Annotated in this window: 16 protein-coding genes and 4 pseudogenes; 17 read left to right on the forward strand and 3 right to left on the reverse strand. The window is 63.1% G+C overall.

The features are described 5' to 3' along the window. Nucleotides 1–237: 237 nt before the first annotated feature. The 10 genes and pseudogenes from R5H32_RS00005 (at nucleotide 238) to R5H32_RS00050 (ending at nucleotide 9,222) form a co-directional block, all read left to right on the forward strand. Nucleotides 238–1,332 (forward strand): transporter substrate-binding protein, encoded by a 1,095-nt coding sequence (locus R5H32_RS00005; protein WP_318336648.1) that lies wholly within the window; start codon nucleotides 238–240, stop codon nucleotides 1,330–1,332. Continuing rightward, nucleotides 1,329–1,946, forward strand: coding sequence for an ANTAR domain-containing response regulator (locus tag R5H32_RS00010; RefSeq protein ID WP_318336649.1), 618 nt, complete (start codon nucleotides 1,329–1,331; stop codon nucleotides 1,944–1,946). The genes R5H32_RS00005 and R5H32_RS00010 overlap by 4 nt, the downstream gene beginning before the upstream one ends. Then, nucleotides 1,924–2,808 carry an ABC transporter permease gene (locus tag R5H32_RS00015; protein WP_318336650.1) on the forward strand — a complete coding sequence of 295 codons (885 nt, stop codon included), beginning with the start codon at nucleotides 1,924–1,926 and terminating at the stop codon, nucleotides 2,806–2,808. The genes R5H32_RS00010 and R5H32_RS00015 overlap by 23 nt, the downstream gene beginning before the upstream one ends. A 1-nt stretch (nucleotide 2,809) precedes the next feature. After that, the gene (locus R5H32_RS00020; protein WP_318336651.1) at nucleotides 2,810–3,730 is read left to right on the forward strand and encodes an ABC transporter permease; all 921 of its coding nucleotides are present in this window, start codon (nucleotides 2,810–2,812) and stop codon (nucleotides 3,728–3,730) included. Nucleotides 3,731–3,747: 17 nt separating this feature from the next. Further along, nucleotides 3,748–5,361, forward strand: coding sequence for an ABC transporter substrate-binding protein (locus R5H32_RS00025; protein WP_318336652.1), 1,614 nt, complete (start codon nucleotides 3,748–3,750; stop codon nucleotides 5,359–5,361). Between the two features lies 1 nt (nucleotide 5,362). Continuing rightward, complete coding sequence (locus R5H32_RS00030) at nucleotides 5,363–6,322, forward strand: acetamidase/formamidase family protein (RefSeq protein ID WP_318336653.1); 960 nt, start codon at nucleotides 5,363–5,365, stop codon at nucleotides 6,320–6,322. 44 nt (nucleotides 6,323–6,366) lie between these two features. After that, a complete protein-coding gene (locus R5H32_RS00035) occupies nucleotides 6,367–8,112 on the forward strand; it encodes an ABC transporter ATP-binding protein (RefSeq protein ID WP_318336654.1) in 1,746 nt (581 codons plus the stop codon). Between the two features lie 95 nt (nucleotides 8,113–8,207). Continuing rightward, nucleotides 8,208–8,336: pseudogene (locus tag R5H32_RS00040) on the forward strand (IS5/IS1182 family transposase); the annotation flags it as partial. Beyond that, a pseudogene (locus R5H32_RS00045) lies at nucleotides 8,329–8,460 on the forward strand (transposase); the annotation flags it as partial. The pseudogenes R5H32_RS00040 and R5H32_RS00045, both read left to right, overlap by 8 nt. Nucleotides 8,461–8,514: 54 nt before the next feature. Beyond that, the gene (locus R5H32_RS00050; protein ID WP_318336655.1) at nucleotides 8,515–9,222 is read left to right on the forward strand and encodes an IS6 family transposase; all 708 of its coding nucleotides are present in this window, start codon (nucleotides 8,515–8,517) and stop codon (nucleotides 9,220–9,222) included. 143 nt (nucleotides 9,223–9,365) lie between these two features. Here R5H32_RS00050 and R5H32_RS00055 read toward each other — a convergent pair whose 3' ends face one another. Further along, nucleotides 9,366–10,427 carry an AraC family transcriptional regulator gene (locus R5H32_RS00055; protein ID WP_318337315.1) on the reverse strand — a complete coding sequence of 354 codons (1,062 nt, stop codon included), beginning with the start codon at nucleotides 10,425–10,427 and terminating at the stop codon, nucleotides 9,366–9,368. 178 nt (nucleotides 10,428–10,605) lie between these two features. Here R5H32_RS00055 and R5H32_RS00060 point away from each other — a divergent pair, with 178 nt between their 5' ends. From R5H32_RS00060 to R5H32_RS00090, 6 genes and pseudogenes are all read left to right on the forward strand, one after another. Beyond that, nucleotides 10,606–10,938, forward strand: a complete 333-nt coding sequence (locus R5H32_RS00060; protein WP_318336656.1) for a hypothetical protein — start codon at nucleotides 10,606–10,608, stop codon at nucleotides 10,936–10,938. Nucleotides 10,939–10,989: 51 nt separating this feature from the next. Continuing rightward, entirely contained in the window at nucleotides 10,990–12,621 is a 1,632-nt protein-coding gene (locus R5H32_RS00065) for an aminoacylase (RefSeq protein ID WP_318336657.1), read from the forward strand. Between the two features lie 2 nt (nucleotides 12,622–12,623). After that, on the forward strand, nucleotides 12,624–13,319 hold the full coding sequence (locus R5H32_RS00070) for a DUF3299 domain-containing protein (RefSeq protein WP_318336658.1): 696 nt from the start codon (nucleotides 12,624–12,626) through the stop codon (nucleotides 13,317–13,319). 159 nt (nucleotides 13,320–13,478) lie between these two features. Further along, nucleotides 13,479–14,882: a serine hydrolase domain-containing protein gene (locus tag R5H32_RS00075; protein ID WP_318336659.1), complete on the forward strand. Its 1,404-nt coding sequence runs from the start codon at nucleotides 13,479–13,481 to the stop codon at nucleotides 14,880–14,882. Between the two features lie 165 nt (nucleotides 14,883–15,047). Continuing rightward, nucleotides 15,048–15,633, forward strand: a pseudogene (locus R5H32_RS20950) (IS6 family transposase); the annotation flags it as partial. 17 nt (nucleotides 15,634–15,650) lie between these two features. Further along, nucleotides 15,651–15,986: pseudogene (locus R5H32_RS00090) on the forward strand (DDE-type integrase/transposase/recombinase); the annotation flags it as partial. A gap of 176 nt (nucleotides 15,987–16,162) precedes the next feature. Here R5H32_RS00090 and R5H32_RS00095 read toward each other — a convergent pair. Next, a complete protein-coding gene (locus tag R5H32_RS00095; RefSeq protein ID WP_318336661.1) occupies nucleotides 16,163–16,720 on the reverse strand; it encodes a YSC84-related protein in 558 nt (185 codons plus the stop codon). Between the two features lie 129 nt (nucleotides 16,721–16,849). Beyond that, nucleotides 16,850–17,845 (reverse strand): porphobilinogen synthase, encoded by a 996-nt coding sequence (gene hemB, locus R5H32_RS00100; RefSeq protein ID WP_318336662.1) that lies wholly within the window; start codon nucleotides 17,843–17,845, stop codon nucleotides 16,850–16,852. Between the two features lie 100 nt (nucleotides 17,846–17,945). Here hemB and R5H32_RS00105 point away from each other — a divergent pair, with 100 nt between their 5' ends. Beyond that, complete coding sequence (locus R5H32_RS00105; RefSeq protein WP_318336663.1) at nucleotides 17,946–18,491, forward strand: component of SufBCD complex; 546 nt, start codon at nucleotides 17,946–17,948, stop codon at nucleotides 18,489–18,491. Nucleotides 18,492–18,503: the final 12 nt, after the last annotated feature.

Genomic DNA, 18,503 nt, shown 5'->3' on the forward strand with positions numbered 1-18,503 from the left:
ATGATCTCGCGGCTCGTCTTGAAGTATTTGAACGGGTCAGGTTTCGACATCAAGCGACGCTAGTCGGCGCCCTGCCTCGCCGCAAGCTAGGTTCCTCTGACACCGCCGTCGAACCCACTTGACCCGTTTCCAGACCTCTATAGTCTGAAACAAACATTGGCGACGAGCCGGACGGCAAACAGGCCCTGAACGCAGACCCTTCGGTCCGCTTCAGGGCTTTTTTGGTTTGGGGGCACCATGGGCGACGGAAGGCGACGCATCGAACTTGGGCTGCTCTATTCCCGCTCGGGTGGCTATTCGCTCATTTCCGAGGCGAGCCGCGCTGGGGCCGTCGCGGCGATGGCCGCGGTCAACGGCGATCCGGCGTTTGATCTCAGTTTCGTGCCGGTGGAGCGCGATCCCGGCGGGAACGCCGATGCCTATGGCCCGCTCTGCGATGACATCCTGCGCAACAGCTGCGCGCACCATGTCATCGGCTGCGTGACTTCCTGGAGCCGCAAGGAGGTGATCCCGGTTCTGGAACGGCATGGCGGCACGCTCTGGTATCCCTTGCCCTATGAGGGCTTCGAGGCGTCGGATCATGTCGTCTACACCCATGCCTGTCCGAACCAGCACCTGCTGCCGCTCCTTGACTGGGCCATGCCCGAACACGGGCGGCGCGCCTATCTGACCGGATCGAACTATATCTGGGGATGGGAGATGAACCGGCTGGCCCGCGAGTATATCACGGGGGCCGGGGGCGAGGTCCTGGGCGAGCGTTACCTGCCGCTCAGCTCGCGCGAAATCGGCCGCATGATCGAGGAAATTCGCCACGCGCGGCCCGACTTCGTCCTCAACAACCTTGTCGGCACATCGACCTACGAGTTCCTCGAAGCGATGCACCGGCTGGCCGAGGACGATCCCGCCTTCGCCCCGCAGCGCTGCCCGATCCTGTCGTGCAACCTGACCGAGGCCGAGTTCCCGGCGCTGAAATATGTGGCTGACGGGCTTATCGCCGCTGGTCCCTATTTCCGTGGCGCGCAGGGCTGGCCCGGCCGCGACGCGTTCGCCTCCTCGCATGAGGCAGCGGCCTATGCCGCGGTGCGCGAGCTTGCGCGGCTTCTGAACGGTCGCCCGGGGGCCGAGGACCTGCCGCTTGGGACGCTCTTGCAGCAAGCCCCGGGCGGCGTAATCGATGTGGCGACGCATCACACCTCGCTGCCCGTTCTGATCGCTCGAGTGGAGGGCGGCGCCTTCCGGACGCTGAAGGCGTTGCCGTCGGTAGCGGGCGATCCTTATCTCACGCGTCCCCGTCCGGCGCCTGCATTTCCGACCCTGAAGGTGGTGTCATGAAACGGCGGCCGCTGCGGATACAGAACCTTGGCGGGGCGACTGCGGTGATCCTGCATCGCCCGCATCCGGTCGTTCAGGCGCTGGAGCGGCAATTGCGCGCCATCGGGCTTGAGGTGCAGCAATCCTGGCCCGACCCGGGGCCCTGGGCTCTGGCCGCCGATTTTGTCTTTTTCGATGCCGATATGGGTCATGACGATCAGTTCCCCTGGCGTCCGGGTGAAAGCCCGATGCCAATGATCGCGCTCATCGGGTCCGAAGCGCCCGGCCGGATCGAATGGGCCCTGCGCGCAGGTGCGCATGCCCAGCTTCTGAAGCCCGTGGGCGACAGCGGCGCCTATTCGGCGCTCCTGATTGCGCGGGACGCCTTCGACGTTCAGCGCACTCTATCGGTCGAGATTGCTGGTCTGCGGCAGCGGCTGGATGAACGCCAAACGGTCGTGCGGGCGGTGACGATGCTCGCGGCGCGGGGCGGCAAGGACGATGCGGCCGCCTACGACCAGCTTCGCCAGATGGCGATGGCCTGGCGCGTCAGCTTCGAGGAGGCCGCCGCGCGAGTCGTCGCTCAGATGACGAACCGGCAGGATGACGACGATGACAGACGCGACCGCGGCTGAGGCGCATATCCCGAAGGGCGCCCTTGCCCGGCTGATGCAGCGCAAGCTGGCACTGATCGGCCTTGCGCTGATCGTCCTGGTCGTCACAAGCGCCGTCTTTGCGCCGGTACTGGTACCGTATGCGCCGGACGAGCAGCATTTCGACGGGCTGACGCTGGAAGGCGCGCCCTTGCCGCCGAACGAGACCTATGTGCTTGGCACCGACCTTCTCGGCCGCGACCTCCTCAGCCGCATCCTCTACGGCGCGCGGACCTCGCTGATCATCGGGGTGGCGGCGAACGGGCTGGCATTGGTCATCGGCACGCTGATCGGCATCACGGCGGGCTTCTTCCGGGGCTGGATCGGGGCACTTCTGATGCGGTTCACCGATCTGATGATGGCCTTCCCCGCGCTTCTCCTCGCCATCTGCCTTGCGGCGATCTTCCATCCCTCGCTCTGGATCGTGGCGGTTGTCATCGCGTTGGTGAACTGGGTCCAGACCGCCCGGGTGATCTACACCCAGACAAGTTCGCTTGCCGAACGCGACTTCATCGCTGCCGAGCGCACTTTGGGCGCGGGGACAGGCCGCATACTCTTCCGCCATATCCTGCCGCATCTGGTGCCGACGATCATCGTCTGGGGCACGCTCGGCATCTCGACGACCGTGCTGCTGGAGGCGACCCTTTCCTTCCTGGGCGTGGGGGTCCAGCCGCCGACGCCAAGCTGGGGCAATATCATCTTTGAGAACCAGACCTACTTTCAGTCGGCCCCCTGGCTCGTCTTCATCCCCGGCGCAGCGATCATCCTTCTGGCACTGGCCTTCAACCTTGTCGGCGACGCGCTTCGCGATGTACTCGACCCGATGCAGAGGGGGCAGAACTGACATGGCCGCCCATCTTCTTCGCCGCCTGCTGCAATCCCTGCTGATCCTTCTCGGCGTCAGCTTCATCACCTTTGTCCTTTTGTATGTCCTGCCCGCCGATCCGGTGCGCCAGATCGCCGGCCGATCCGCAACCGCCCAGACCGTTGAAAACATCCGGCGCGAACTGGGCCTCGACCAGCCCTTCGTCGTGCAATACGCGCGCTACCTTTTCGGGATGGTGCAGGGTGATCTCGGCCGCAGCTACCTGCAAAAGACCGAGGTGGCCGAACTCATCGCCTCGCGACTGCCCGCCACGCTTCTCCTGATGCTCGGCGCCATCGCCTGCGAACTGGCCATCGGCCTGACAATGGGCATTTTCGCGGCTTTGAGGCGGGGCACGGCGCTCGACCACAGCCTGATGATGATGTCCTTTGTCACCGTCTCGGCGCCGCAATTCGTCGTGGGGCTGCTGCTGCTCTATGTCTTCGCCGTCAAGCTCGGCTGGTTTCCGATCGGCGGCTACGGCACCTTCGCGCATCTGGTTCTGCCCTCGCTCACGCTCGGCATCCTCGGCTCGGGCTGGTACAGCCGGATGATGCGGTCCTCGATGCTCGATGTGCTCAGGGCCGATTTCATCCGTACAGCCCGCGCCAAGGGGTTGGGCCGCGCCCGGGTGGTGCTGGCCCATGCTTTGCCGAATGCGATCCTGCCGGTCATCGCCATGATCGGCATCGATATCGGCATTTTCATGGGGGGCATCGTCGTTGTGGAAAGCGTCTTCGGCTGGCCCGGCATCGGCCAGCTCGCCTGGCAGGCTATCCAGCGCGTCGACATTCCCATCATCATGGGCGTCACGCTGGTTTCGGCCTGCGCCATCGTCCTTGGCAACCTCCTGGCCGACCTGATCGCGCCCCTGATCGACCCGAGAATACGACTGAAGTAACCAACAGGAGAGAGAAAATGAAAAGACTGCTTGCTTCCACCGCCGTCCTGCTCGCCCTGGCCATCCCTGCTGCGGCGCAGGAGTATACGCCTGACCCGAATGCCCAGGCGGGCGGGTCCATCGTCATCACGTACAAGGACGATGTGGCGACGCTCGATCCCGCCATAGGTTATGACTGGCAGAACTGGTCGATGATCAAGTCGCTCTTCGACGGGCTGATGGATTACGTCCCGGGCACGACGACCCTGCGTCCGGGCCTGGCCGAAAGCTATGACATCTCCGAGGACGGCCTGACCTATACCTTCCACCTGCGCGCGGGCGTGAAGTTCCACAACGGACGCGAGATGACGGCCGAGGATGTCAAGTATTCGCTCGACCGCGTGACCGACCCGGCGACGCAATCGCCCGGTGCTGGCTTCTTCGGGTCCATCGCCGGGTTCGAGGCTGCCGGTCCGGATGGCCTGTCGGGCGTCGAGGTGATCGATCCGGCGACAGTGAAGATCACGCTCTCACGCCCCGACGCGACCTTCCTGCATGTCATGGCGCTCAATTTCGCTAGCGTCGTCGCGAAAGAAGCCGTGGATGAGGCAGGCGCCGATTTCGGCAAGAAACCCATCGGCACGGGCGCCTTCAAGCTGGGCGAATGGACGCTCGGCCAACGGCTCGTCTTCGAAAAGAACGCCGATTACTGGCGCGATGGGGTTCCTTATCTAGATTCCGTCGTCTTTGAGGTAGGACAGGAACCGGTCGTCGCCCTTCTGCGCCTTCAGAACGGCGAGGTGGATGTGCCCGGCGACGGCATTCCGCCCGCGAAGTTTACCGAGGTGATGGGCGATCCGGCACAGGCCGCGCGCGTCGTGCAGGGTGGTCAGCTTCATACCGGCTATATCACGCTCAACGTCACCATCCCGCCCTTGGACAATCTTGATGTCCGCAAGGCCGTGAACATGGCGATCAACAAGGAGCGGATCACCCAGATCATCAACGGCCGAGCCGTGCCCGCGACGCAGCCGCTGCCACCGTCGATGCCGGGTTACACCGAAGGCTATGCGGGTTATCCCTATGACGTCGAAGGGGCGAAGGCGCTTCTCGCCGGGGCGGGACTAGCCGACGGGTTCGAGACCGATCTTTACGTCATGAACACCGACCCCAATCCGCGCATCGCGCAGGCGATCCAGCAGGACCTGTCAGCGATCGGCATCAAGGCCAATATCCAGTCGCTGGCGCAGGCCAATGTGATTGAGGCGGGCGGGGCCGGGACCGCGCCCATGATCTGGTCGGGCGGCATGGCCTGGATCGCCGATTTCCCCGATCCGTCGAACTTCTACGGTCCGATCCTTGGCTGCGCAGGCGCGGGTGAGGGCGGCTGGAACTGGTCGAAGTTCTGTGACGAGGGGCTCGACAAGATGGCGGTCGAGGCTGACAGCATGTCCGATCCCTCGCAGGCCGATGCAAGGCTGAAGCTCTGGTCCGACACCTACATGGGGGTCATGGAACAGGCCCCCTGGGCCCCGGTCTTCAACGAAGAGCGCTATACGATGAAGTCCGAACGCATGGGCGGCGAGGATTCGCTCTACGTCGATCCGGTGTCGATCCCGGTCAACTACGACTATGTCTGGGTGAAACAGTAAGATGTGCAGGGATTGCAACTATACGATCCACGGCGCGCAGCACCATTTCGGCTGGGACAATTCCCTGCCCCCGGCGCTGCGCGCTGAGCCTGGATCGACGATACAGTTCCACTGTCAGGACAGTTCGGCGGGCCAGCTTGGCCCGTCCTCGACCCTGCAAAGCGTGGTCGACCTCGATTTCGGCAAGATCAACCCGGTCTCGGGGCCGATCTATGTCGAGGGCGCGAAGCCGGGCGACGCGCTTAAGGTGACGGTCGAAGGGTTTACGCCCCGCCGGTTCGACGGCAAGGGGTTCGGCTGGACCGCCAACATCCCGGGCTTCGGTCTTCTTGCCGACCAGTTCGCGGACCCCGCCCTGACCATCTGGTCCTATGATCCGACAAGCCTTGCCCCGGCTCTCTGGGGCACGGAAGCGCGCATTCCGTTAAAACCCTTCGCGGGAACGATCGGAAATGCCCCGGCCGAGGCCGGGCTGCATTCCGTCGTGCCACCCCGGCGCGTCGGCGGCAATCTCGACATCCGGGATCTGGCATCGGGCACCATGCTCTATCTGCCGGTCGAAGTCGAGGGCGCCTTGTTCAGCGTGGGTGATACTCATGCGGCGCAGGGCGACGGCGAGGTCTGTGGCACGGCCATCGAAAGCCCGATGGACGTGGTGCTGACGCTCGATGTCGTGAAGGGCGCGAACCTCAAGACCCCGCGCTTCACCACGCCGGGTCCGGTGACGCGCCATCTCGATGCCGAAGGATATGAGGTCACGACCGGCATCGGTCCCGACCTGATGGCGGCGGCGCGCGATGCGGTGTCGAACATGATCGACCTCCTGACGGCCCGGCGCGGGATATCTGCAGTCGATGCCTATATGCTGTGCTCGGTCTGCGGCGACCTGCGTATCTCCGAGATCGTCGACATGCCGAACTGGGTGGTCAGCTTCTACTTCCCCCGGTGCGTCTTCGAATGAACCTGACGCCGGGCGCCCGGGTCAAAAGCCGGTCCGGGGCCGATATGGCCCCGGATGCGGCGCCTGTCCTGACGGTCGAGGGATTGACCGTATCGGTCCGGACCGAGGCCGGGCTGGCCCCGCTCGTCTCGGACCTGTCCTTTTCACTCCGGCGCGGTGAGACGCTGTGCATCGCCGGGGAGAGCGGCTCGGGCAAGTCGATCACCTCGCTTGCGATCATGGGGCTGTTGCCCCCGCCCGCCGTTCGAGTGACCGGCGGCAGGGTCAATCTCGGCGAGACCGAACTCACGGCACTTGGCGAGGCCGAGATGCGCGCCGTCCGGGGCGACCGGATCGCGATGATCTTTCAGGAGCCGATGACCTGCCTCAACCCGGTAATGACGGTCGGTACCCAGATTGCCGAGGCGATACGGGCACATGAGCCCGTCAGCCGCGCCAAGGCCCGTGCCAGGTCGCTGGACGCGCTGAAGGCGGTGCGGCTCAGCCAGCCCGAGCGACGCATGGATCAGTATCCACATGAACTTTCGGGCGGCATGCGCCAGCGGGTGATGATCGCCATGGCGCTCGCTTTGCGCCCCGAGGTGCTGATCGCGGACGAACCGACGACAGCTCTCGACGTCACCGTTCAGCGTGAGGTTTTGGACCTTCTGCGCGATCTCCAGCGCGAGACCGGCACCGCGATCATCCTCATCACCCATGACATGGGCGTGGTGGCCGAGATGGCCGACCGCGTGATCGTCATGCGCGACGGGCGGATGGTGGAAGAGGCGACAACCGTCGACCTTTTTGCCCGGCCCAAGGCGCAATACACGCGCGATCTTCTGGCCGCTGTGCCGCGCATCGGCGGGGGAAAAACGCGGGTCGAGGTTGCCGCTTTGCCTGTCGCGCGGCTCTCGGACGTGACCGTGCGCTTCCCGTTGAAGGGCGGTCTCTTTGGCCGGGTGACGCATCAAGTCCATGCAGTAGAACATGTCAGCTTCGACATCCTGAGGGGTGAAACCTTTGCGCTTGTAGGGGAATCCGGCTGCGGCAAGTCGACGATCGCCAAGGCGATGGTCGGGCTCGTGCCACATGAGGGGGTGATCGAGATCGGCGGCAGCCCGGTATCGGCGGCCCGAGGCGCCGCCATGAAATCGCTTCGCCGTAAGATCCAGATGGTGTTTCAGGACCCGATGGCGGCGCTTGATCCACGCATGACGGTGGGCGACCAGATCTCCGAGCCGCTCGTGATCCACGGGATTGGTGACGTGGCCGAACGCCGTACCCGTGCCGCCGAACTGATGGATCGTGTCGGCCTGACCGGCGACCAGCTAGGCCGGTACCCGCACGAATTTTCCGGCGGCCAGCGTCAGCGCATCTGCATAGCCCGCGCGCTGGCGCTCAACCCCGACCTGATCATCGCCGATGAAAGCGTCTCGGCCCTCGACGTCAGCGTGCAGGCCAAGGTGCTGGACCTTTTGCGGGCATTGCAGGAGGAAATCGGCATCGCCTTCCTCTTCATCAGCCATGACATGGCGGTTGTCGAGAATTTCTCGGACCGGGTCGGCGTGATGTATCTGGGCCAGATCGTCGAGATGGGCAGCCGCGCGCAGATCTTCGGCAATCCCCAGCATCCCTATACAAGGCGCCTCATCGAGGCCGTTCCGGTTCCCGACCCGACGATCACCCGCCCGACCTCGGCGCGGCTGTCGGGAGATGTGCCGAGCCCGGTCCGTCTGCTCGGACATGAACCGGCGCCGGCTAATCTGATCGACACCGGCGGGGGACATTTAGTGGCGCGTCTCGATTGACCTGCCACGGGATTTTTCCTCCACCGTTGACTAGGCTCCAGACCCATTGATTTCCGACTTTCGGCGTGATTCAGGCTCCGCAAGGAGACCTGAGCATGAGCAACCTTTTCTGGCTGACGGACGAGCAGATGGCGCGTCTTCAGCCCTTCTTCCCCAAGAGCCATGGCAAGCCGCGTGTGGACGACCGGCGCGTCCTGAGTGGAATTATCTTCATCAATCGCAATNCTTTTCTGGCTGACGGACGAGCAGATGGCGCGTCTTCAGCCCTTCTTCCCCAAGAGCCATGGCAAGCCGCGTGTGGACGACCGGCGCGTCCTGAGTGGAATTATCTTCGTCAATCGCAATGGCGCTGTCAGAAGGAATCTGGTTGAGACGGGCAGGTCGGCCTCGTAGCGTCCGGCCATGACGAAACGCGACCCTTTCAAGTATTTCCACAGCAGCCCGGAGATCATCCGCCTGGCGGTGATGATGTACGTGCGCTTCCCGCTCTCGCTCCGTAACGTCGAGGACCTGCTTCACGAGCGCGGGATCGAGATCAGCCACGAGTCGGTCCGGTTCTGGTGGCAGCGTTTCGGACCGATGTTCGCCGCCGAGATCCGCAAGAAACGTGCCGAGTGCTTGCGTTCTGGGCCGCAGTGGCAATGGCATCTCGACGAGATGTTCGTGAAGATCAACGGCGAGCGGCACTACCTCTGGCGGGCCGTCGATCATGAGGGCGAGGTTCTCGAGAGCTTCGTGACCAAGACGCGGGACAAGAAGGCGGCATTGAAATTTCTCAAGAAATCAATGAAGCGCTACGGTCGCCCGCATATTTTCGTCACCGACAAGCTGCGCTCCTATAGCGCCGCATTGAAGGAGGTCGGTGCGACCGACCGCCAGGCAACTGGTCGCTGGCTCAACAATCGGGCGGAGAATTCGCACCTGCCGTTCCGACGCCGAGAACGGGCAATGCAGCGATTTCGGAGGATGCGAAGTCTGCAGATGTTCGCCGCCGTCCACGCCTCCGTCTTCAACCATTTCAACTGGGAGCGCAGCCTCTACTCGAGGGTGAATTTCAAGAAGAACCGCGCCGCTGCTCTCGCCGAGTGGCGCGGCCTCGGCGCGTCATAAGGGACAGCGATCCTGCCCTTGTGGAGACGGGTTCGAATTGGTCTGACACCACCGGCCCGCGTGACATCCCTGGTCGAGCAGGCCGTCCGGCTTTGCGCACCGGTCCAGCCGCTGCCGCCCCCCGTGGCGCCGACCAGGGGCCCTCAACTGTCGCGTTCGAACGGGGGAGAGGGCCGGAAGTGACCGGGCGTCCTGCCGGTCCATTTCTTGAACGCCCTGTCGAAGGCGGTAACATCGCAAAACCCGACCTGCGACGCGATCTCCGACATCGGCGCTATCGTGGTCGACAGCAATTCAAGGGCGCGGCCGCGCCGCACGTCTTCCTTTAGCTGTCGGAAGGAGGTGCCGTTCGCCGAGAGAATGCGCTGCACGCGACGCGGATGCAGGCCGACAAGGTCGGCGAACCGATGCAGGGACAAGTCTGGCTCGTCGATGCTGTCCTCGATCATGGACCGAAAATGGACGAGCAAGGCGTCGCTGTCCTCGCCGCCGAGGTCTCCTCTTTCCGCGTTGTCGATCCGCCAGTCGAGCGAAAACGGCGACCAGAGCCATTCGGGAGGAAAGCTGATCCGAAGTCCGTTTATCCGGGACTTCATCAGGCTTTGCTTCGGCAGAAAGCCTTCGGGAACACCATCAATGGTCGGGGCGATCACGGCAATGCGCGCGGGATCGAAGACGTCCCCGAGACCTCGTTTGAACACGGTCACGTAGAACGCGACACCCACCGCATCGACCTGCGTCGTCGCCCCGCGTGGCGCGACCGTGCGCCGGATCTCAAAACTGGCCGCCTCGGACGACACATCCACGCGGTACCGCACATTGTTCATCTTCCTGGCGATTTCCACTACCAGCCTGGACAGGAAGTCACCGAAAATCCTGGCATGCGCAGCGGCATCTCGGATCGCGGGCGATCCCGAATTGGCGACGTCGATCGCGATACTCGCCCCGAAACATCGATCGCCGACCTCGTTCGCCATGTCCTCCATGGCGCCATAGCAGGCATTTGCCTCGACCAGCATGGTCGGGTCGGACAGCGCGTCGGGCGGAATCCGGTTCCTGCGCAGGATCGGCTCGACGTCGCCGCCCCGTCTGGCGAATGCGCTGGCGAAGGGAAGGAGGACGTACATTGCCCGAGTGAACTTCGGATCAGCGTCCTTGCCTACCTTCACCACGACGTCGAACTCTCCGAAATTGACGACCCACACCAAGAAAATGATCCGAATGGCACAAGATGCAAGTCGATTCGTTGTCCGGACTGCTATCGTTTCCTCAACCGGCGCTCTCTAGCCGCAGTTCGAACGTTGGAAAGCAGGGGAAGATCGCAACGTGCCAACTGCGTTAGGCAATGAGGCGCTAACAATCGTGGTTCGTACGGCGAGTTTCGTGTCGGCGACCGCCACGCCGGTCAATAACATCTTTCTCCTGAACAGGCGGGTAATCGACCCCGAAACAGGACTCGATGCGATCCGCAACGTGGCCGTCGACGACGGTAGGACCGTTGCAATCAGCAAATTCGCGCTGGAGACAGGCGTGGTCGTAGACGCTAGTGGGAAAGTGCTCGACCCGGCGATCATCGCCGAAAAGGCGAACTGCGACGAACCGATCCAGCCCGCCGTGGGCGCGCGGACCTTGCTCGTGATCGGCGGCTTCGTGGTGCGGGAGGAGAACTCGTCTTCGATGCCCCAAATGGCGGGGCGATCCGCAATGAAGTCGTGAACTGTGGCCTACAGAAAACACGCAAGTAAAACTTCGAAAAAGGAAAATGCCATGAAAGCAAAAACATCCCTTTCTACAACAGCACTTATTGCAGGGCTGCTGACGGTTTCGACGGCCTTCGCGCAAGACTATGACCTCGTCATCAACAATGGCCGGGTGATGGACCCGGAGACGCTGTTCGACTCGATCGCGAACGTGGGCGTCAAGGATGGCCGGATCGCCGCGATCACCTCGGAGGCCATCTCCGGTGCCGAGACCATCGATGCCAACGGCCACATCGTGGCGCCGGGCTTCATCGACACCCATTTCCACTTTCAGATGCCGATCGGCTATTCTCTCGGGTTGCGCGACGGGTTGACCAGCAGCATGGATTTCGAGTTGGGCTGTGCGGGATCCTATATGGCGGACTGGTACGAAGCGCGCGCCGGTGTGACCCAGGCCAACTATGGCTGCGCGGTCAGCCACGAGTTGGCCCGCGCGATGTTTATCGACGGGTTCGACGACGCAGAGGTCCTGAAACAAGGCCCCGTAGCCGCGTATGAAACCCGGAAGAACACGGGCTGGAGTGCGACACGCCCGACCCTGGAACAGGGCAACGCGATTCTCGAAGAGATCGATAAGGGTCTGCAGGCTGGCGCAGTCGGAATCGGTAGTACAGTGGGGTACATGAGGTCTGGCGTATCCGCACGCGAGATGTTCGAGGTGCAGAAGGTCGGTGCCCGTTATGGCCGCGCAACCGGTGCGCATACACGCTATACGCTCGGCAACGACACATCCGAGGTCAACGGCGCGCAGGAACTCATCGCAAACGCAATCACGCTCGGCGCCCCGGCGATCGCGCTGCACTTCAACAACCCCGGCTGGCGCGTGACGCACGAAATGATTTCAGGCCTCCAGGAAAGGGGCTTCAACATCTGGGGCGAGATCTATCCCTACGCCGCGGGGTCCACCACGATCAATGCGGAGTTTCTGGCGCCTGATGTCTGGCTCGATCAGCTGGGCCACAAGTATGAGGATACCTTGCTGGATCCGGTCACGGGTGAGTACTACACCACCGAGACCTACAAGGCGACCGTCGCCTCCGAACCATCGAGGCCGATTGTCGTGTTCAAGATGCCCGAGGAGGAGCAGCCGAAGTGGCTGACGCTGAAGGGCGTGACCATGGCCAGCGATGCGGTTGGTGCGCAGCCGCTCGACGCCCCGTGGGATTACCCGTTTGACCAACTGGGCGGCACACACCCCCGCACCGCTGGATCCCGAGGCGCGACGATCCGGCTCGGCCGGGAAAACAACATCCCGATGATGCAGCTGATGTCGATCCTCAGCTACAACGCCGCCAAGCACATGGGCGATACCGGTCTCAAGGCCATGCAGGAACGCGGCCGCATCCAAACCGGCATGGTTGCCGATATCGTGGTGTTTGACCCCGAAACCTTCACGGACAATTCGACCTACGAAAAGGGCGCCATCCCTTCGACGGGCATGAAAGCCGTGATCGTCAATGGGCAGGTGACTGTGCGGGACGATGAGCTCTTGCCGGTTTTCGCCGGTCAACCGATCCGATTTGAACCCGAGGACAAGCCGCGCTTCGAGCCGATCTCGGAAGAGTCTTGGAATGCCCAATTCTCGACCGGGATGCCCAGTGACTTCGGGGGCGGCGTCCCCGCGGATGGTGGAAACTGACCGTGATCGCATCCAAGCAACGAGAAGTGATTTCGCGGTTCCTGCTCTCTGTATTCGTGGCGGCCTTATTGGCCGCCACTCAGGCAACAGCAGAACCGGAAGCGATCGAATTTTCAGATTTGGCGGATCCGTTCGCCGTGGTCTTTGACGACCCCTACAAAGACATGGGGGCCGACATGCTGAACGAGTTGAAACTGTTGGTTCAGTCGGACGAGAAGCTCTCCGGCACTGATCTTGATGAGGAGACACGCTCGCGTCTGAAGGCTCGCCGCATCGCGGCGCAGGAGAAGCTCGAGGCAAACGGTCACGATGTAGATGCGTTGCTTGAGCAGCGCTGGGACATCGCCAGGAAGCGGCAGGCCGCCCGCATGGCCACCAACCCCATCTTTGATGGAGTCGAGGTTTCGATCTCCGGCTACATCATTCCCGCGCCAAAGGCCCCGGATGGCAGCGGGTTCGGCTATCTGGTTCCCCAAGTGGGGATGTGCAGCCACTTTCCGACTCCTCCGCCGAATCAACTCGTGCGGGTCAGGCTTCGGGCGGATCAGCAGGTCGAGTCCCTCTATACTCCCGTTCGGGTCTCCGGGCTGCTGCGGGTCGAGCCGAGCGACGAGACCATATTCATCCTCGACGGGGAGTCGCGCATGCTGAGCGGCTGGACCCTGGACGCGGACACCGTGGACGGACCGGAAAGTTGAGGCAGGAACGGCCTTCCCCGCTTCTCTTGACGAGACCCTCAGCAAAGTCGCCAAGCGGCAGCGAAACGGAGCGACGCCGCTTCTAGGCGCCGCACGGCGACAGAGCAGCTGCACGAAAATGCGCAAACACCGGAAGACAGTTTCAGGCAGGAGAGAGAGATGAATGCTGGCAACCTGAATCAGTTCGAATTGAGCCGCAGAACCCTGCTCGGTACCGCCGCAATCGGTGCCGCTGCCGGGCTCGGCTTCATTCCGAGCGCCGGGTCCGCGCAGGCCAGCGGCCCTGTTCGCTCCGGAGCGCCCGGGTTCGAACCGCTGTCGGTCGACAGCCCCATGGCGCGGTGGAAGAGCCCGCAGCCGCTCGATTTCGTAGAAGGCGCGACTTCGCGCTTCAGCTTTCCGAACTGGCAGTCGGGCAACGACGACTCGGTGTTCTACAACATGAACATCCCGTCGTTCTTCAAGTCGGCGATCGTCCCGGTTCAGCCCGAGTTCAGTGTGCTCGAGCGAAACATCCAGGCGGACCTGCTGGACATCACCTTCAACAATCTCGACGGCTCGGCCAATCCGCCCCTGCGCGCGTATCTGGTGGGCCCACGCCAGGTCCAGGGCATGGCGATGGCCCACAAAGGCAAGGTAGTGTTCGAGATCTATCCGGGCATGAATCCGACGGGCTACCACGTCTGGATGTCGGCCTCTAAGACCACGACCGGGCTGCTGGTGTCGATGCTGGCCAATGAGGGCAAGGTCGACATGGAGCAGCCGATGTCGACCTATCTTCCCGACCTTGCCGGCAGCTACTGGGACAACGTCAGCGTCAAGAACACCATAAACATGTCGGTGGGCGTCGACAACGAAGAAACCTTCGAGAGCCTGAGCAACCCCGACTCATGGATCACGAAGTTCTTCACGGCGATCTTCACGCCGACCGACGATCCGACGGAGTGGCGCAAGATGCTCGGGGACGTGCAGCCGCTGGAGGGCGAGAAGCCCGGCGACCGGTTCCGCTATTCGACGTCCAACACCCAGGCTCTGGTGCTGCTGACCGAGCAGGTCACCGGGCAGTCCTGGGAGCAGTACTGGAACGACCGCGTCTGGTCGAAGATCGGCGCGCGCAACCCGTTCATCGTCGGCCTCGCACCGGACGGCACCCCCGTGGGCGGCGGGCTGAACTTTACCACGCTCGAGGACATGCTGCGCTATGCGCTGATCTACACGCCGAGTTGGAACGTGGTTTCCGAGGAGCAGATCGTGTCCGACGAACTGCTGAAGGAGATCCAGACGCTGGGCAACCCGGCCGCCTACGCGGTGTCCACCGAGTTGGCCTATGGCCAGCGCTGGTTCGGCGAAACGCCGGCCTTCAACACCGCGCAGTGGGACCATGCCTTCGAGGATGGCGCGATGTTCAAGCACGGCAACATGGGTCAGGGCATCTACGTTGACCCGGCGCGAGACTTCTGCGGCTGCTATTTCGGGCTCGCCACCAACGACGAGAGCGTGGCCGGGGTCGATCACTCCCCGGGTTATCTGCGGACGGCGGCGAAAATGCTGGCAGGCGGCTGAGCCTACGAGGTCCTGTCAGGCAAACTTGGCTTGAGATGTTACAAGGCGATGGCTTGCGTCCGGCCATGACCAAACCCCGTCCGTTCAAGTGGTTCAAGACCAGCCCCGGACGGAGTCAGAGGAACCCAGCTTGCGGCGAGGCAGGGCGCCGACTAGCGTCGCTTGATGTCGAAGCCTGGCCCGTTCAAATACTTCAAGACTTCGCCTGAGATCATCCGCCTGGCGGTGATGATGTACGTGCGCTTCCCGCTCTCGCTCCGTAACGTCGAGGACCTGCTGCACGAGCGTGGCATCGACATAAGCCATGAAGCGGTCCGGTTCTGGTGGCAGCGTTTCGGACCGATGTTCGCCGCCGAGATCCGCAAGAAACGTGCCGAGTGCTTGCGTTCTGGGCCGCAGTGGCAATGGCATCTCGACGAGATGTTTGTGAAGATCAACGGCGAGCGGCACTACCTCTGGCGGGCCGTCGATCATGAGGGCGAGGTTCTCGANCGAGATGTTTGTGAAGATCAACGGCGAGCGGCACTACCTCTGGCGGGCCGTCGATCATGAGGGCGAGGTCCTCGAAAGCTTCGTGACGAAAACGCGGGACAAGAAAGCTGCATTGAAATTCCTCAAGAAATCAATGAAGCGCTACGGTCGCCCGCACATTTTCGTCACCGACAAGCTGCGCTCCTATAGCGCCGCATTGAAGGAGGTCGGTGCGACCGACCGCCAGGCAACTGGTCGCTGGCTCAACAATCGGGCGGAGAATTCGCACCTGCCNTCCTCAAGAAATCAATGAAGCGCTACGGTCGCCCGCACATTTTCGTCACCGACAAGCTGCGCTCCTATAGCGCCGCATTGAAGGAGGTCGGTGCGACCGACCGCCAGGCAACTGGTCGCTGGCTCAACAATCGGGCGGAGAATTCACACCTGCCATTCCGACGACGGGAACGGGCAATGCAGCGCTTCCGGCGAATGCGAAGTCTGCAGATGTTCGCCGCCGTCCACGCCTCGGTCTTCAACCATTTCAACTCGGAGCGCAGCTTCTACTCGAGGGCAAATTTCAAGAAGAACCGCGCCGCTGCTCTCGCCGAGTGGCGCGGCCTCGGCGCCGCATAAGGGGCAAGCTCACTGTCCATTCGGAGACTGGTTCGAATCCGTCTGACAGCTCCTGCGATTCCGCTCCTCTCCAGCCGGGAAAGCGTAGCGGAAAACTCCAGCTTCAAACGGTCCAGTTTCCGGGGATCAGATCAGCGCCCGCTTCGGTCCGTTCGGTGCCGGGCCGAACGAAATCTTCAGGGAATGATCCGTGTGTATTTCGTGCCCTCGACTGTCGCCCCGGCGATGAAGCCGGCCTGGCCGAACACCATCGCCACGACGGGCGAGGTCGTCGTCGTCGTGTCGGCACCGAGCGATCCGCCGCCCTCGGGCGTGGCGTATTTCGCGTCCGCGCCGGCAACCCAACCGTCTGCCCTGCGGAAGTCGGCGAGCGCCTGCGGCGTCATGAAGAACAGCGCATGGGCGTATTGCTGCGCACCAACCTGCAGACCCCAGCTCGCCTGGGTCGCCGAATAGTAGTCAACCGTGATGTCGTTGATCCGGAGCGCGCCCTGACCGTAGGCACCGCCGATGAAGAGCCCCGCCTCGGTCATCAGCGGCATGTAGAGCACGCCGGCGGCCCTGTTGGTCAATTCGACCGTGCCCGGATAGCGCTCGCGCAGGAAGTCTCTTGTGGCGTCGACCCGGGCATCGAGCTGCGCCGCGCCGGATCCCCCGACACCGTTGCCGCAAGCCGAAAGCCCCAACAGGGCGCTGCCGGAAAGGATTGCTCCGCGACGGGAAAGTCCGCTCATCTCACTGCTCCGCTCTCAATGCCGATGCCGACCTTATCCGGCCGATCCGCTACCATCTATAGTGCAGATTGACCCGCCTGTCATCAAGACTTGCGCCTCACGCGATCAACTTCGCGATACGCCGCCGGGTCAGCCCCGCAGGATCCGCGCGATCTCAGGGGCGAAATAGGTAAGGATCCCGTCGCATCCCGCGCGCCGGAACGCCAGCAGGCTTTCGAGGATCACCTCATCCTTCACCCAGCCGTTCAGGATCGCGCCCTTGAGCATCGCGTATTCGCCCGAGACCTGGTAGGCGAAGGTCGGCGCGCCGAACTCGGCCTTCACCGCGGCGCAGATGTCGAGATAGGCGAGCCCGGGCTTGACCATCACCATGTCCGCCCCTTCGGAAAGGTCGCGGGCGACGAGCCGCAGCGCCTCTTCGCGGTTCGCCGGGTTCATCTGGTAGGTCTTCTTGTCGCCCTTCAGCGCCCCGGACGCGCCGACGGCGTCGCGGAACGGTCCGTAGAAGGCCGAGGCGTATTTCGCGGCGTAACTCAGGATCGCCACATCCTTGTGCCCCGCGGCTTCGAGCGCGGAGCGCATCGCGCCGATCCGGCCGTCCATCATGTCCGACGGCCCGAGAATGTCGGCGCCCGCCTCGGCCTGAGCGAGCGTCATCCTGACCAGCGCCTCGACCGTTTCGTCGTTGAGGATGACGCCATCACGCACCAGCCCGTCGTGACCATTGGCGTTGTAGGGATCGAGCGCCACATCGGTCATCACGGCGAGCTCCGGCACCGCAGCCTTGATCGCGCGAACCGCGCGGTTGGAAAGGTTCTCGGGGTTCCAGGCTTCTTCGCATGCCTCTGTCTTCACCGCTGGGTCGGTGTAGGGAAAGAGGCAGAGCGCCGGGATCCCGAGCGTTGCCGCCTCCTCGGCCGCGCGCACTGCGCCCTCGACGGTCTGCCGCGACACGCCCGGCATCGAGGGCACGGCCACATCGGCGCCGGGAACATCGGTGACAAAGATCGGCCAGATCAGATCGCCGGTGCCAAGTCGGGTCTCGGCCACGAGGTCGCGAAGGGCGGCCGTGCGGCGCAGGCGCCGGAATCGGGTGGCGGGGTAGGGAGCCTGGATCGGGGTCATGTCGCGGTCTCTTCGCTGCGGTCGAAAACACGGGTTGCATGGTTCGCACCATATCTCAAGAGTGGAAACCGCCGCAGAGCGCCGCTAGCATCCAACCCGAATGCATCGGGGAAACGCCTTGGACTTAATGCAAACGATTCACGACCTGATCGACTTCCGATCATTCTCCAATCTCTGGTACTGGATCGCGCTGGCCGCCATCTGGTCGACAGCATCGCACCGGGTGCTGGGAATCCCGTTCGATATGGTGATGCGTGCGCGCCGGCTGGGCGGCGCTGCGGAGCAGGATCTTCAGGACATCGTGAGGGTGCATGTGGCGCGAATCCTTTATATCGGCCGCGAAGCCGGGGTGATCCTGATGGCCATGTTGAGTTTCGCGCTCACTTCGCTCGCGCTTCTGGGTTTCATCTATCGTGTGGAATTCTGCCAGGCGGTCTTCCTGATCGCGCTGCCTCTGTCGATCGTGGCCTTGCTCAGCCTGACCACGGCAGCGCGGATCGAGGAACGCGACGAGCAGGGTGAAGCCCTGCGCCGGCGACTTTCGATGCATCGGATAATGGTCCAGGCGATCGGAATCGTCTCTATTCTTATCACCGCGTTCTGGGGCATGCTGCAGAACATGAACGTCTCTATCCTGCCAGGTTGACTCCGGCGCCGG

The organism is Defluviimonas sp. D31, from assembly GCF_033436765.1.
Taxonomy (GTDB): domain Bacteria; phylum Pseudomonadota; class Alphaproteobacteria; order Rhodobacterales; family Rhodobacteraceae; genus Albidovulum.

Bases quoted from the DNA above. Each gene is read 5' to 3' on its own strand.
- R5H32_RS00005 (WP_318336648.1), top strand. From the start codon at position 238: ATGGGCGACGGAAGGCGACGCATCGAACTTGGGCTGCTCTATTCCCGC.
- R5H32_RS00010 (WP_318336649.1), top strand. From the start codon at position 1,329: ATGAAACGGCGGCCGCTGCGGATACAGAACCTTGGCGGGGCGACTGCG.
- R5H32_RS00015 (WP_318336650.1), top strand. From the start codon at position 1,924: ATGACAGACGCGACCGCGGCTGAGGCGCATATCCCGAAGGGCGCCCTT.
- R5H32_RS00020 (WP_318336651.1), top strand. From the start codon at position 2,810: ATGGCCGCCCATCTTCTTCGCCGCCTGCTGCAATCCCTGCTGATCCTT.
- R5H32_RS00025 (WP_318336652.1), top strand. From the start codon at position 3,748: ATGAAAAGACTGCTTGCTTCCACCGCCGTCCTGCTCGCCCTGGCCATC.
- R5H32_RS00030 (WP_318336653.1), top strand. From the start codon at position 5,363: ATGTGCAGGGATTGCAACTATACGATCCACGGCGCGCAGCACCATTTC.
- R5H32_RS00035 (WP_318336654.1), top strand. From the start codon at position 6,367: ATGGCCCCGGATGCGGCGCCTGTCCTGACGGTCGAGGGATTGACCGTA.
- R5H32_RS00050 (WP_318336655.1), top strand. From the start codon at position 8,515: ATGACGAAACGCGACCCTTTCAAGTATTTCCACAGCAGCCCGGAGATC.
- R5H32_RS00065 (WP_318336657.1), top strand. From the start codon at position 10,990: ATGAAAGCAAAAACATCCCTTTCTACAACAGCACTTATTGCAGGGCTG.
- R5H32_RS00075 (WP_318336659.1), top strand. From the start codon at position 13,479: ATGAATGCTGGCAACCTGAATCAGTTCGAATTGAGCCGCAGAACCCTG.
- R5H32_RS00095 (WP_318336661.1), bottom strand. From the start codon at position 16,720: ATGAGCGGACTTTCCCGTCGCGGAGCAATCCTTTCCGGCAGCGCCCTG.
- hemB (WP_318336662.1), bottom strand. From the start codon at position 17,845: ATGACCCCGATCCAGGCTCCCTACCCCGCCACCCGATTCCGGCGCCTG.
- R5H32_RS00105 (WP_318336663.1), top strand. From the start codon at position 17,946: ATGCATCGGGGAAACGCCTTGGACTTAATGCAAACGATTCACGACCTG.